General features: G+C 50.0%; 11 protein-coding genes, 1 tRNA gene and 1 riboswitch. Of the genes, 8 read left to right on the forward strand and 4 right to left on the reverse strand.

Annotated elements, in window-relative coordinates:
* From ACSSVF_RS09440 to pnuC, 5 genes are all read left to right on the forward strand, one after another.
* Positions 1–90 (forward strand) — tRNA-Ser (locus ACSSVF_RS09440).
* 76 nt (positions 91–166) lie between these two features.
* Positions 167–442: a cupin domain-containing protein gene (locus ACSSVF_RS09445; RefSeq protein WP_442586752.1), complete on the forward strand. Its 276-nt coding sequence runs from the start codon at positions 167–169 to the stop codon at positions 440–442.
* Positions 443–620: 178 nt separating this feature from the next.
* A riboswitch (TPP riboswitch) is annotated at positions 621–724 on the forward strand.
* A 98-nt stretch (positions 725–822) separates the two neighbouring features.
* Positions 823–2,922, forward strand: a complete 2,100-nt coding sequence (locus ACSSVF_RS09450; RefSeq protein ID WP_492403085.1) for a TonB-dependent receptor — start codon at positions 823–825, stop codon at positions 2,920–2,922.
* Between the two features lie 51 nt (positions 2,923–2,973).
* Entirely contained in the window at positions 2,974–3,234 is a 261-nt protein-coding gene (locus tag ACSSVF_RS09455; protein WP_492403086.1) for a YkoF family thiamine/hydroxymethylpyrimidine-binding protein, read from the forward strand.
* Between the two features lie 36 nt (positions 3,235–3,270).
* Positions 3,271–3,882, forward strand: coding sequence for a nicotinamide riboside transporter PnuC (gene pnuC, locus ACSSVF_RS09460; RefSeq protein WP_492403088.1), 612 nt, complete (start codon positions 3,271–3,273; stop codon positions 3,880–3,882).
* Between the two features lie 28 nt (positions 3,883–3,910).
* Here the strand turns inward: pnuC and ACSSVF_RS09465 are convergent, their stop codons facing one another.
* Genes ACSSVF_RS09465 through map form a run of 3 tightly spaced genes read right to left on the reverse strand, consistent with a single transcriptional unit; the run spans position 3,911 to position 8,218 of the window.
* Positions 3,911–4,786: a phosphotransferase gene (locus ACSSVF_RS09465; RefSeq protein ID WP_492403090.1), complete on the reverse strand. Its 876-nt coding sequence runs from the start codon at positions 4,784–4,786 to the stop codon at positions 3,911–3,913.
* Between the two features lie 47 nt (positions 4,787–4,833).
* On the reverse strand, positions 4,834–7,410 hold the full coding sequence (locus ACSSVF_RS09470) for a [protein-PII] uridylyltransferase (RefSeq protein ID WP_492403091.1): 2,577 nt from the start codon (positions 7,408–7,410) through the stop codon (positions 4,834–4,836).
* A gap of 13 nt (positions 7,411–7,423) precedes the next feature.
* A complete protein-coding gene (gene map, locus ACSSVF_RS09475; RefSeq protein ID WP_492403093.1) occupies positions 7,424–8,218 on the reverse strand; it encodes a type I methionyl aminopeptidase in 795 nt (264 codons plus the stop codon).
* A 255-nt stretch (positions 8,219–8,473) separates the two neighbouring features.
* Here map and ACSSVF_RS09480 point away from each other — a divergent pair, with 255 nt between their 5' ends.
* On the forward strand, positions 8,474–9,310 hold the full coding sequence (locus tag ACSSVF_RS09480) for an HDOD domain-containing protein (protein WP_492403095.1): 837 nt from the start codon (positions 8,474–8,476) through the stop codon (positions 9,308–9,310).
* Between the two features lie 4 nt (positions 9,311–9,314).
* Here the strand turns inward: ACSSVF_RS09480 and ACSSVF_RS09485 are convergent, their stop codons facing one another.
* Positions 9,315–11,150, reverse strand: a complete 1,836-nt coding sequence (locus ACSSVF_RS09485) for a tetratricopeptide repeat protein (RefSeq protein ID WP_492403096.1) — start codon at positions 11,148–11,150, stop codon at positions 9,315–9,317.
* A 135-nt stretch (positions 11,151–11,285) separates the two neighbouring features.
* On the opposite strand from ACSSVF_RS09485, the gene ACSSVF_RS09490 reads away from it, so the two are divergent.
* Positions 11,286–11,825, forward strand: a complete 540-nt coding sequence (locus ACSSVF_RS09490; protein ID WP_492403098.1) for a peroxiredoxin — start codon at positions 11,286–11,288, stop codon at positions 11,823–11,825.
* 11 nt (positions 11,826–11,836) lie between these two features.
* The gene (locus tag ACSSVF_RS09495) at positions 11,837–12,331 is read left to right on the forward strand and encodes a dihydrofolate reductase (RefSeq protein ID WP_492406337.1); all 495 of its coding nucleotides are present in this window, start codon (positions 11,837–11,839) and stop codon (positions 12,329–12,331) included.
* The last annotated feature ends 1,082 nt before the right edge of the window (positions 12,332–13,413 follow it).

The following is a 13,413-nucleotide window of genomic DNA, read 5'->3' on the forward strand; positions in this document are numbered from 1 at the left end:
GGAAGAGTGGCAGAGCGGTTTAATGCTACAGTCTTGAAAACTGTCGAGGGTTCACGCCCTCCGTGAGTTCGAATCTCACCTCTTCCGCCAGTTACCAAGATGCCGCATGATTGCGGCATTTCTATTTAAAGTTTTTATAATCACTTTAATTTATTAAGGAATTGTCATGACTCAAATCATCATCGACCACAATCCATCTGAAGAAAAATTGAATGACCTGGGCGTAAAAAGCTGGAATACCTGGGATTGCGCTCCTTCAAAATTCCCTTTGGATTTCACTATGACTGAAAAAGCCTATGTATTAGAAGGCGAATTCAAAGTGACTCCACAAGGTGGCGACACAGTGACTATCAAAGCTGGTGACTATGTTGAGTTTCCAAAAGGCCTGAAATCCCAGTGGGAAGTCGTTAAGCAATTGAAAAAACACTACAAACATTTCTAATCGATTGTTGTAGCAAGTATTCAATAAAAAAACCCTGCATCGCAGGGTTTTTTCTTTTTGGTGCCAGGCTTGTTTAAATCATTAAACTTTGAAAATACGCATACGATTTAAACGTAATAAGCATCACTCTCTAGCAATGTAATCAATATCAACCTACAATCTCACCCTGATTGAAAAATCAAACGCCTTGGGGTGGCTAACGCCTGAGATCTCGCGCAAGTGAGGAACCCAATGAACCTGACCCAGATAATGCTGGCGTAGGGACAGGCAGAGCATCTACAACGCAAATGTTTTTGATTTGTTGTCCTATCAACAAATCTACTCACGTCATTGTCACTCTCCCCCTGTCCTTTTTATGTGTCTTAATAGAAAGGATTACCTTGAAACCGATTACAAAACCGCTGTCCCTGATTGGGCTTTTACTGACCGCGCAGGCGTTTGCCGCAGAGGACGACGAGGCAGTGAAACTGCCCGATGTGGTGGTGAGTGCAGATTTTCGCCCCAGCACCGCGCAGAAAACTGCTGTCAGCCTGACCGAAATTGACAAAGAAACCATAGAGTCACGTGGTGCGCAGCATCTGGAAGAAGTCTTGAACCTGGCGCCGAATGTCAATGTGTCAGCAGGGGCGTCGCGAGGACGCTTTTTCCAGATTCGCGGGATGGGAATACTCAGCCAATATGATAATCCGGTGAATCCATCCGTTGGTTTGATCATTGATGGCATCGACTTTAGCCGCCTTGGTGGTGCTGCAACCCTGTTTGATATTGATGCGATAGAAGTGTTGCAGGGCCCTCAGGGCACTAAGTTTGGTCCCAATGCCATTGCGGGCGCCATCACCATGCGCAGTGCCGAACCCACCAAAGAATTTAAAATGCGTGTGCAAGCCGGTGTGGGTGAATATAACACGCGTAATTTTGGGGTGGCGGTAGGCGGGACTATCGTCGAAGATCAGTTACTCGGGCGCGCCTCGATTTACACGCACAAATCTGATGGCTATATGCAAAACGACACCCTGGGTCGTGACGACACGCAAAAGCAGGATGAGCTGACCTTCCGTAGTAAATTCAAATTATTTGCGACTGAGGATTTGACCCTGGACTTCACTTTGATGCATGTGAATGTGGATAACGGCTATGACGCATTTACCCTGGATAACTCAAGACGCAGCAGAGCCAACCAGCCTGGTGCAGACACTCAGAACACCAACGCTTTTGCGGTGAAAGCCAATTGGCAAGCCTCGGATGCAGTCATTATCCAGTCTGAAGCCAGTTATTTAAACTCTTCATCCACCTACAGTTTTGATGGGGATTGGAGAACAGAGAATGACTTTGAGAAGCATAATCGGGACCGCGATAATTACTCGTTTGAGCTACGTGCATTATCCGATAAAGCTGGCCGAATTTTTAATGGCTCCACCGACTGGACGGTTGGTGTGTATCGTTTTGTGCAGGATGAGCATTTCAAGTCACGTGTCGATTACAGAAGTTTTGGGCCTGACGAATTAACACAGTTAAGAGGCAGGTACAAAACAGAAAATACGGCTTTGTTTGGGCAACTGGATAGTCATTTAACCGACAAACTAACACTGGTATCAGGTTTGCGTGTAGAGGATTTTAAGGCCGACTATTCTGATCGTGGATTCGTTAGCTCAGTCCCTAGCAGTATGCAAAAGCGTTTAGACGAAGTGCTTTTTGGCGCCAAATTGGGCCTGAATTACCAGGCGAATGCCGATCAGTTACTGTATACCTCGTTAACGCGCGGTTATAAACCTGGTGGCATCAACAACAAGGCCAATTTGCCGCAAAACCAGCGACAGTTTAATACCGAGTACATGTGGAACTTTGAAACAGGACTGAAATCGAGCTGGCTGGATGGCACCTTGATCACCAATCTGGCGGCTTTTTATGCAAAACGCCTGGATGCGCAAACACATAGCTCTGCGCAGATAGCGGGCACTGGCAATTTTATTGAATTCTATGACAACGCTGCCAGAGCGACACACCAAGGTGTGGAAGCCAGCCTGGATTGGTGCTTGACGGATCAATTCCGCATCATGGGTTCACTGGGTTTGCTGGATGCGAAATTTGATAGCTATCAAAACCTGGATCCTACTGCGTACAGTGCGCAAGGTCGCCAAGTCGCCCATGCACCCAGATATACTTTTAATTTGGGTTCTGAGTTCTATGCGAATGACGCCTGGACAATACGCGCCAATGTGGAAGGTAAAGATAGCTTCTACTTTTCAGATAGCCACAATGCTAAATCAAACGGCTATGCTGTGTTAAACGCTAGCGCTGATTACAAGTATGATAAACATTGGAAAGTCAGCGTATGGGCGAGAAACTTATTCGATAAAGACTATGCTACGCGCGGATTCTTCTTTGCTAACAATCCGGCCAATAACTTTGCTGTAGATGAAAAGTATGTTCAGTATGCTGAGCCTCGCATCGCTGGCATCACGGTCACTTACGATTATTAAACAGGGGAGGGCGTGATTGCCCTTTTTGATTTTATACATATTGGAGTTTGTATGCGTATTTCTGTCGATATTAGTTTGTACCCCTTAACCGAAGGCTATGTAGAACCCATTCTGGCGTTCATCAATAAACTCGAAGCCAATCCAGATCTGGTGGTGAAGCGTAATAGCCTGGCGACGCAAGTGTTCGGCGAATACCGGGCCGTGATGGATTGCCTCGATGAGGAGATGGAAGCGGTGTTTAATGCGATACCACACAGCGTGTTTGTCATGAAGTTTATTGGCACAGACAGGGCTGATGTTGTCGATGTATAACAACACACTCGTTCACTTCTTCGGTATTTCCTCACCATGAACCAAGATCATTTTCAGGCTATCCTGACGGCATTCCAGCAAATGTCCCCCTGGGAAATTGCCGCTGCACTGATGGGCGTTGCCTATATTTTGCTGGCGTCAAAAGAGTCACAATGGTGTTGGCCATTTGCCTTTTTCAGCACGCTGGTTTACACCGTACTGTTTTGGGAAGGCCAGCTTCCCATGCAGGCGTTGCTGAATTTTTATTATATGGGCATGGCGATTTATGGTTTTTGGCTGTGGCATAAACACGGCAAGCAAACAGACATATTGCAGATTAGCCGCTGGCCTTGGCTCTGGCATGTTGGGTTTGTCGCGGTTGGTGTTGCTGTGAGTGCTTTAGTGAGTACCTATTTGCAAAAAACCGGGCAATCGCAAAGCCCTATGTTAGACGCCTATACCACGGTGTTTTCTGTGATGAATACCTGGTTGATCGCCAGGAAAGTGTTGGAGAACTGGCTATATTGGGCGGTGATTGATGGCGCTGCTACGATTTTATATGTGCAGACCGGCTATTACGCAACTGCGGCTTTATTTGTGTTGAATACGATTCTGGCAGTGGTTGGCTTTATCAGTTGGGTGAAGCTTTACCGGCAACAAGCTAGGTAAATAACACTTTGGCGAATGACATTGCGCTTTATATGCGCTGCATCCATGTTGCCAAATCATTTTCACCCAGCACATTCATCAAAAACAGCAGTAGCTGGTAGCAGGCTGTATGTGCCGTGTGTTCAGGCCAGGGATGCGTTTGAATGTAGAGCTGTTTAAATAACGCCAGTTGCGCGGGCGTTAATATATATTCCAGCAACACCAGGTCCAGCGCACGCGGCGCAATCACAAACGCATCAAGATCAATCAGCGCTAGGTCATTGGTGCCTGAATAGCGAAATTGATCCCAACGTAAGTCCAGCATCATGGGTACAAACTCAGTTTCCTCGATACTCTTCGCGTGCGCTAACACTTCAGCGAGTAACGCTTCGTCAATCACCGTATCGTGCTGCCTGGCCAGAAGCGCAAGGGTTTCTTGCAAACGGCTGGCCCAGTCTGTCGCAGTGAATTGCGGATCATGCAGCGTGCCCCAGCGAGGGTAAGTACATTGGTGCAATTTCGCGATATGTTCGGCTAGCTGTATCACCCAGTGGTCGCTGATATGTTCTGGTTCTACATCCTTGCCCGTCAGAAAGCGGGTGAGTATAAAGCGGTGATCGCTTGCCGCGACAAAATCAGGCACAGGAAGCACACCATTTTCCTGCAAGAAATGGTGTGTTAAATGGATACTGCCCAAGCTATTTGGAAAGTCCGCTGCAAACAAATGGTTTGCGCCTGACCAGAAGGGGGATTTTGCTATGGTCGACTCATTACAGACTTTCAGCACCATTTCACCGTCGGTCGTTTGGCAGTAAAAAAGCCGGTGCGTGCTGTCCGCAAACTTATTCGGGATAGCACTTGGTTGGGCAATCAGTGTAGGTAAACTGGCTTGTTCAGAGGATGTGAGCTGCGGATAGGTAAACATGGTAAAACTTACATTTTAGCCATCAGGTGATTGACTTTGTAAGCCGGCTAAAGCTCACTGAATGCGGATTTAAGCGCATTGATTTGTGCTTCGTTCAAAGGCTGGCCATCACTGGTTGAGATCAGGAAACTATCTTCCACGCGATTACCCAGGGTGTTCACTTTAGCATTGTGCAGCGCTACATCATGGTTGAGTAGCACAAGCGCCATGCTTGCCAGCAAGCCCGGCCTGTCGTTGGCAACCACGTCCAGTTGCTGTAGCTGTTGCTGCTGATCGTGATGTGCGCTGGCCGGATGGATAAAGATTTGCGTAGGCAAGGGCATATGTTTGACTTGCCTGCTGACGCGTCCCCGGATAGGCGTAGGCAGCGCTGTGGTGCCGGATAATTGTTCTGTCAGGCCTTGCTCGATATGCTTCAGTAAGCCGTTATAGCTGATCTGATGCGTATCAGGTTCAAGCACAATGAAGTTATCCAGCGCATAGCCATGGGTGGTGGTGTAAATCCTGGCTTGTACGATGTTGTATTGCATGCTGTCAAAGAAATGGCAGATGCGCGCAAAAATCTCTTTCTGGTCACGGCTGTAAATCATCACCTGGATCCCATCGCCTTTAGGGCTAAGGCGGGCACGTACAATGGCGGTTTCTGTGCGTATATGCGGGATCAGTAAACGGCTTTGCCAGGCAATCTCATCACTGTCAAAACGGTTGAAGTAGTTTTCACCAAATGCCTGCCACAAAGGCTGTACCGAGTCTTCTTTCAGGTTGAAACTGCTGAGTTTTTGCAAGACTTCCTGCTTGCGCAGGCTTAGCTGTGCTTCGGTATTCAATGACTGCTGCAATACGCGCCGCGTTTGCAGGAACAGGCTTTCCAGCAGTTTGGCTTTCCAGGCGTTCCACACATTAGGGCTGGTGCCGCGGATATCAGCGACCGTCAATAAATACAAGGCAGTCAGGCGGTATTCAGAGCCCACTAGTTTTGCAAAGCTTTCAATTACATCCGGGTCAGACAAATCACTTTTCTGTGCCGTGCTGGAGAGCTTGAGGTGCGCTTCTACCAGCCAGGCGACCAGGTCACTATCTGCTTTTGGCAAACCATGCTTCTGGCAGAAACGCTTGGCATCAATCGTGCCAAGCACCGAATGGTCACCGCCACGGCCTTTGGCGATATCGTGAAAAATACCTGCCAGGTAGAGTAAGTGCGGTTGGCTGAATTCGGCAAATAGCTGGCTGCAGAGCGGAAACTCATGTCGCAGCTCAGGTTTTGCAAACCGGCGCAGGTTGCGCAGGACGTTCATGGTGTGCTCATCAACCGTATACACATGGAACAAGTCATGCTGCATTTGCGCAATGACACGGCCAAACACGGGAATATAACGTCCCAGGATGCCGTAACGGTTCATACGGCGCAAACTGCGGTGTACGCCTTCACGCGATTGCAAGATTTGCAGGAACAGTGCCTTATTGGCCGATTGCTGGCGGAAAGCATTATTGATTAATGGTTGCGCTGCCTGCAAGGCCCTGACCAGCGGTGCGCTAAATCCTGCGATCGCAGGATGTTGCTGTAATAACTGAAAACAACGCAAGATGGCTTCTGGTTTGCGTTGGAACAGGTCTGGCGTTTGTGCACTGAGCAGGCCCTGGGATAACACGAAATCTTCATCAATGACGGTGGCAAGCTCTGTTTGCGGGCTGACCCGGGCATGCATCAATTTCAGTAATACTTCATTTTCGATGATGATGGCTTTGGCGCTACGGTAAAACCCTTGCATCAATTGCTCGCTGGCGCGTTTTTGCAAAGTGGTCTGGTAACCCATTTGTTCAGCCAGCGTATTCTGAAAGTCGAACACCAGCCGGTCTTCGCGCCGTTTAGCCATCAAATGCAGCCGGATGCGCAGGTTTTGCAGTAAGCGCTCATGATTTTTAAGTTGTCGTGCCTGCGTATGGTTGAGCAGGCCAACCTGCACCAGGTCTTGCCAGTCGTTGCCCAGCTCCTGGCTTTGCGCGATCCATAAGATCATATGCAGATCGCGCAGGCCCCCCGGGCTTTCTTTGATATTCGGTTCAAGGTTGTAGGCGGTATCGTGGAATTTGGCGTGACGGATTTGCTGTTCGCGTAACTTTTCGGCAAAAAAGCGTGGTTTGTCCAATTGCGCGTGCAGCGATTGCATGAGCGTTTTGAAAGTGGCTTTATGACCGGTCAGCCAGCGCGCTTCCAGCAAATTGGTCATGATAGTGACATCAAGCTGCGCCTCGGCCAGGCACTCACTCAGCGATCGCACGCTATGGCCAATATTCAGGCCGATATCCCACAATGCCCCTATCAGAGACTCGATCTCTGTCTGCAACGCAGCAGGGCAATCCTCTGGTAGCAGGATGAGCAGGTCGATATCCGAATGGGGGAACATATCGCCGCGGCCATAGCCACCAACCGCGATCAGGCTGACTGTGGCAGGTAACTGGAACGTAGACCAGATATCACGTAACAGCTGATCCAGGTGACGGGTATTCTGCTGTAGCAGGACTTTGGCATTTGGTTTTGCCAGGTAGGCGGCGGCGAGTTGCTGCTGTGACAGTTGGAACGACTCACGCCACTGCTTGAGTTGTTCTTTGGCGATCACTGGCATTGGCGTGTGGGGGTTACAGGGTTGGGCGTGGCGGAGTGCCGTCAGAAACTGTCATGATTTCAAAACCATCCTCTGTGACGACAATGGTATGCTCCCATTGTGCAGACAGGCTGCGGTCTTTGGTCACTACCGTCCAGCCATCAGACATGAATTTGATATCGCGGCGACCCGCATTGATCATAGGCTCAATGGTGAAAATCATACCTGGTTTGAGCGTCACGCCAGTGCCAGGTTTGCCATAGTGCAGCACCTGCGGTTCACAATGGAATTTCTTGCCTATACCATGGCCACAAAACTCACGCACAACGCTGTAGCCGTTTTTCTCGGCGAAAGATTGGATCGCATAGCCGACATCGCCCAGGCTGTTGCCTGGTTTTACTTTTTCGATACCGCGCCACATGGCCTGGTAGGTGATGTCGCATAAACGTTTGGCTTGCGGAGAGGGCGTGCCCACCATAAACATACGCGAAGTATCGCCATGGTAGCCATCTTTGATCACAGTGATATCCAGGTTGACGATATCGCCATTTTTCAGCTCTTTTTCACTGGGTACACCATGGCAGATCTGCTGGTTGATCGAGGTGCAAATGGATTTCGGATAGGGCGTGTGACCATCCGGCGCGTAATTTAACGGTGCCGGGATCGCCTGCTGCACATTCACGATGTAATCGTGGCAAAGCTGGTCTAGCTTATTGGTGGTGACCCCCGCGACGACAAAAGGCGTGATGTAATCCAGTACCTCTGATGCCAGGCGCCCGGCCACGCGCATTTTTTCAATATCTTCGGGGGTATGTAGAATAATCGCCATAAATTTGTTCACACGGGAACCGGGGCAAATTTGCCTGTTCCTGAAATTAAGTCACAAAAATTGCATTCTAACATAGCAGATTGGGTCTAATGCCTAAAGAAACAAGCCTTTTGTGGCTTTGAGGCAGCCTTTTGCAGCGTGAGGATGATGAAGTCATGATTGAAACTGGCAGTGAATTCAGTGGCTCATCAGCACATGCTGCAAAACGGCATTGTTCTATACTCGGGCGGATAAAACTCAAGCAGGGGCGTTTAAATGGTGACACTTAGCGAGGCAAGAGCCAATCGGAGCATTTCCGACTGGGTGAAGTTTCTTGAAAATGCGGATATTCCCGTATTGCGGCAAACCGCCAGGGAACTGGCCCAGCTACGTGAACGCGAGGATGAAACAGGTGCACGCGATATCACGCGGGTGGTGATCAATGACCCGCTGATGACTTTCAAAGTGCTGACCTTTGCCAATAATCACCGCAGCAGCCACCAACTGCAAGACCTGGTGCAGGTTGAGCAGGCGATTATCATGATGGGCACCAGTACTTTTTTTGAACAGATCCCCACCGTACCGCATGTGGAAGAGATGTTGAACCAACATGTGGCTGCACTGGTTGATTTGATTAAACTGGTCGTACGTGCCCACCGCGCCGGTTATTTTGCGGCTGAGTTTGCTTCACACCTGATGGATCTACATGCGGAAGAATTGCGCGTGGCGGCTTCTTTGTATGACTTTGCCGAAATGCTGATGTGGTGTTTTAACCCTGTCCCCATGATTGAAATCCATCAGCGCCAGCTGGCAGATTCAACCTTGCGTAGTCGTAGTGTGCAACAGGAAGTATTGGGTTTCAGGATACTGGATTTGCAGGCGGAACTGGTGCGTGCGTTTAATTTGCCTTCGTTATTGACTGACCTGATGGATGAGCAGCGTGCGCATCTGCCACGCGTGCGCAATGTGCAGTTTGCAGTGAACCTGGCCAGGCATTCTGCCGATGGTTGGGAAAATGCCGCCTTACCGGACGACTACAAAGACATTGCGCAGTTGCTGCATGTCGATGTGCCACGCGTCATGCACATCGTTGGTGTGCCTCACGCCGAATAACGCTTTATTCTGCGCGGTAGCTCTGGCTCAGTACATCGGTAATCGCCTGATGTACTTGATCAATTAGGGTTTCCCAAGAGGTGCCAGGCGCTTGCCGGAATAGTCGCATGCCTGGGTACCATGCGCAGGTTTCCGGCTGTTGCAGCCAGCGGAAATGCGCTTGTGCCGGCAATAACAGCCACACCTGTTTGCCCAGCGCCGCAGCCAGATGCGCGACTGCTGTATCCACCGAGATAATAAAATCCATCTGCATGATCAGCCCGGCGGTATCGCTAAAATCCGATAGCAATGGGTGATGGCATTCCAGCATGGGAAAACGCTTGAGCATAATGTGGTCTTCACGCCGAAACTCTTTTTGCAAACTGTGCCATTCTACTTCCATTTTCAATAAAGGCGCCATCAAATGCAGCGGGATGCTGCGCTGGCGGTCATATTTATTATTTGCGTCGCCGCACCAGTTCACCCCGATACGTAAGCGCCTGGCCGGGCCTAGTAATTGTTGCCAGGGTTGCTGATGACGCTCCGCAACCTGCAGATAGGGCAGGGCAGCCGGGATGGTTGTGGTGACTGTATTGAATGCCATCGGCAAGCTCAGCATAGGGCAATAGGTATCAAAATGCGGCAATGCGCGGCCATCCTGCCGGATGACCTGTATCGCCACATCGTGGCCCCATAGTTCATTGAACAGGTTATACAGGGCATCAGGCACTGCTACTATCATCTGGTTGGGCTTGAAGCGCTTGACCAGGTCAATATAGCGGCAAAACTGCACGGTATCGCTCAGCGTTTGTTCAGCCAGGATTAAAATCGTTTTGCCAACCAGCGAAGTATCACCTTGCCACAATAGTTGGCTATCAGGCAGTTGCGTGCCTGGCAAGGCCTGCCAACGTGATTCATACATGGGCCAGCCATCTTCGTATTCACCACGCGCCAGTTTTAACATGCTCAAGACATAGCGTGCCTGTACATGGCCAGGCGCATATTTCAATGCCGTTTCCAGGTACTGATAAGCCTCATCGGCATCGCCGTTTTCATACAAGGCCAGCCCAAGATTGCAGTAAGCAGAAGCATAACCAGGGTTTAACTGTAACGCCTGCCTGAAATCAGCGATAGCTTCGGGATATTTGCCCAGCTGGCATAACACAACGCCCCGGTTATTGTAGGGCACCGGTAAGTTGGGTTGATAGGCGATGGCGTGATGAAACGCACGCAGCGCCTCTGCGGGTTGTCCTTGCAGTTGCAATATCAACGCACGCTGGTGATGCGCTTCAGCAAAGTCCGACTGAATCCTGATGGCAGCGTCCATGCAGGCCAGTGCCTCTGCGGGCGCCTGCAATTGCTGGTGTAACACGCCCAGCCGATAGTGAAAATGCGCATGTTCAGGATGTGCGGTGGCTGCCTGTTTAAGCACTGCGACGGCCTGCTCAAACTGCTGGGCTTGTAGCATTAAATCTACACATTCGGTAAAGGCCTGAATGTGTTGGGGATCCAGCTTGGTCACCGTACGCAGGCGCAAAATCGCCTCTGATGTGCGCCCCATGTTTTTCAGTGCACGTGCATCCAGGTAGTAGCTCTGTGCCTGCCGTGGATCCAGCTTGATCGCCTGTTTGTAAGCGTCATGCGCCGCGGCAAACTGCTGGGTACGCATCTGCAAATTGGCCAGCTGTAACCTTAATTGCAGCGCCTTCGGCTGTAAGCTGATGGCCTGCAACAGATACTGCTCGGCAGCATGAAACTCATCATTCTGCAGCATCAAGCCTGCCAGTTTCTGGTAGGCCTCCCATCGTTGCGGGTCAGCGGCAATCTGTTTCAGCAGTTTTGCAATGGCTTCATTATTCATGGGGGGAGGCTGCAACACTTAAGACGTTTGCGTATGACCTTAAAATGACAGATGGCGGATTAAGGTACAATAAGCAGCTGGATGCGTCAACGACCCATCTGCCAGTGTGGCCATGTTTAGAAAGGAAAAGTACCAATGTTCGTCAAACTGATCATGTATGGATTGCTATTGTGGTTAGCTATTTGGGGCTATCGCCAATATCAACAACCCTCTGCGCGGGTCAGCGTCGGTATGAAAGCCCCTGATTTTACCTTACAGGATGCGCAGGGCGAAAAACGTCGCCTGACCGACTGGCAAGGCAAATGGGTAGTCCTCTATTTTTATCCTAAAGATGATACCCCGGGCTGCACTAAAGAAGCCTGTCATTTTCGTGACGATATCCAACAGATCCACGCCCTGGGAGCTGAAGTCATCGGCGTCAGCGTTGATACCGTTGCAAGTCACGCAGGTTTTGCGCACAAACATCGTTTGCCATTCCCACTATTGGCAGACACCAATGGCCAGGTCGCGGATGCCTATGGTGCCTTATTCAACCTGGTGGTATTCCAGGTAGCCAAGCGCACCACCTTTGTCATTGATCCGCAAGGCACCATTGCGGAGATTTACAGCAATGTGAACCCTGATGGCCATAGTGATGCCATTATTAATGACCTGAAGCGGCTCTCCGCTTTTTAAGAAGAATCATGATGCAAGCACTCTCCCTGATCGTCGCACACGCAGATAACCGCGTGATAGGGCACAACAACCAGTTACCCTGGCACCTGCCGGAAGATTTAAAACGTTTCAAGCAACTCACCATGGGGCACCATATTGTGATGGGCCGTAAAACCTACGAGTCACTGGGACGCTTATTGCCGGGTCGGACAACGGTGATCGTCACGCGTGACCTGGGTTACAAGGTCGAAGGTGCAAAGGTAGTGCATTCCATCCCTGAAGCGCTGGCGGCTTGTGCGGGCGATGATGAGCCTTTCCTGATCGGCGGTGCGGAATTGTATGTGCAAGCGTTGCCGCAGGTGACACGTTTATACCTGACACGCGTACATACCCAGGTGGAGGGAGATGCTTTTTTCCCGCCACTGGAAATGAGCGAGTGGGTCCTGGAATCGGAGCAGACGAACCTATCCGAAAAAGGGTTGCAGTATAGCGATATGGTTTATCAGCGACGCAGTGTAAAAGATTGATTGATGGTTATTGATCAGTTGTTCTAGATAATTCTCTAACCGGGCGTGTGGCTGGATGTCAAAGGGCGGGTTGCAGGGGGTATTTTGCGAAGGAGGCGGCTGGCTTGTTTGCGAGAGTAGATGCTTTCTGTAACAGCCCGTCATACTGATGGAGCGTCTAGCAGGGTGTTTTCAGAGTCAGAGTATGCTCTACGGCTCGCTTATGTTAAATCTGCTACGTATTTAAAATTGTCGTCATTCAGGCGCGGGGTGGCGCACGGGTTTCTCAGAGCATGCTTTGAGCCTGTGTAACGGCTGATTTATGGGGCAGTTAATCCGCCCTGCAATACGGATACGCCACCGTTCGTCATTCTGGCGAAGGCCAGAATCCAGGCAAGGTTCATGCACCTCTTGGTTACAGTAGAGAGCGAGTGTTTCATTTACAGGTGGTTTTAGAAAGTAATTCTTTGGGTGGTTCGGCGCTCTATTGCACTATTCTTTTTCGCCTCTAGGCGAGTTACTTTTCTTTGCTTGCACAAAGAAAAGTAACCAAAAGAAATGCACCCTAGCTTCCGCTTGTTCCCTGCGTTGCTCATCAGCGTGGGCGTCCAACGAAACTCGCCCTGACAAGCCACACAGAACGTGGCTTGTTGCGGAACTCGAACAGCCGCTGGCCGAAACCTCCCACGCTGACTGCGCTACTCGGCGCGTCAGATAGGGGCCCATGAAAAGCACCACACGGTTACTTAAGTGAGACTTCTCACATTGCATCCCGCTCAACCAGTGAAATAAACCAAAGCAAGAAAGCCCAACAAACCAATTCAATTGCTTTGTTGGGCTTTATTGCTTTAGAAATTAAAGAAGTCCCTTGGCGCCCTGAATTCAAAACGTTTAACCAACACTTCATCGTGATGGTTTTAACCGGGCCCCTATCTGACGCGCCGAGTAGCGGAGTCAAAATAAGGAGGAAGGGAGCGACTGTCTGAGTTCCGCGGTGGCTTGCGTCTTTTCCAAGCCGCTAGGGCGAGTTTCGCGACCGCTTATGCCTAAGTCCGGCAAAGCAACGGACGAAAGTCCTAGTTCGAGCAACGCAGGAGATAAGC

The organism is Methylophilus sp. E2MeOHC9, from assembly GCF_058744375.1.

Bases quoted from the DNA above. Each gene is read 5' to 3' on its own strand.
- ACSSVF_RS09490 (WP_492403098.1), top strand. From the start codon at position 11,286: ATGTTCGTCAAACTGATCATGTATGGATTGCTATTGTGGTTAGCTATT.
- pnuC (WP_492403088.1), top strand. From the start codon at position 3,271: ATGAACCAAGATCATTTTCAGGCTATCCTGACGGCATTCCAGCAAATG.
- ACSSVF_RS09485 (WP_492403096.1), bottom strand. From the start codon at position 11,150: ATGAATAATGAAGCCATTGCAAAACTGCTGAAACAGATTGCCGCTGAC.
- ACSSVF_RS09445 (WP_442586752.1), top strand. From the start codon at position 167: ATGACTCAAATCATCATCGACCACAATCCATCTGAAGAAAAATTGAAT.
- ACSSVF_RS09465 (WP_492403090.1), bottom strand. From the start codon at position 4,786: ATGTTTACCTATCCGCAGCTCACATCCTCTGAACAAGCCAGTTTACCT.
- ACSSVF_RS09480 (WP_492403095.1), top strand. From the start codon at position 8,474: ATGGTGACACTTAGCGAGGCAAGAGCCAATCGGAGCATTTCCGACTGG.
- map (WP_492403093.1), bottom strand. From the start codon at position 8,218: ATGGCGATTATTCTACATACCCCCGAAGATATTGAAAAAATGCGCGTG.
- ACSSVF_RS09495 (WP_492406337.1), top strand. From the start codon at position 11,837: ATGCAAGCACTCTCCCTGATCGTCGCACACGCAGATAACCGCGTGATA.
- ACSSVF_RS09470 (WP_492403091.1), bottom strand. From the start codon at position 7,410: ATGCCAGTGATCGCCAAAGAACAACTCAAGCAGTGGCGTGAGTCGTTC.
- ACSSVF_RS09455 (WP_492403086.1), top strand. From the start codon at position 2,974: ATGCGTATTTCTGTCGATATTAGTTTGTACCCCTTAACCGAAGGCTAT.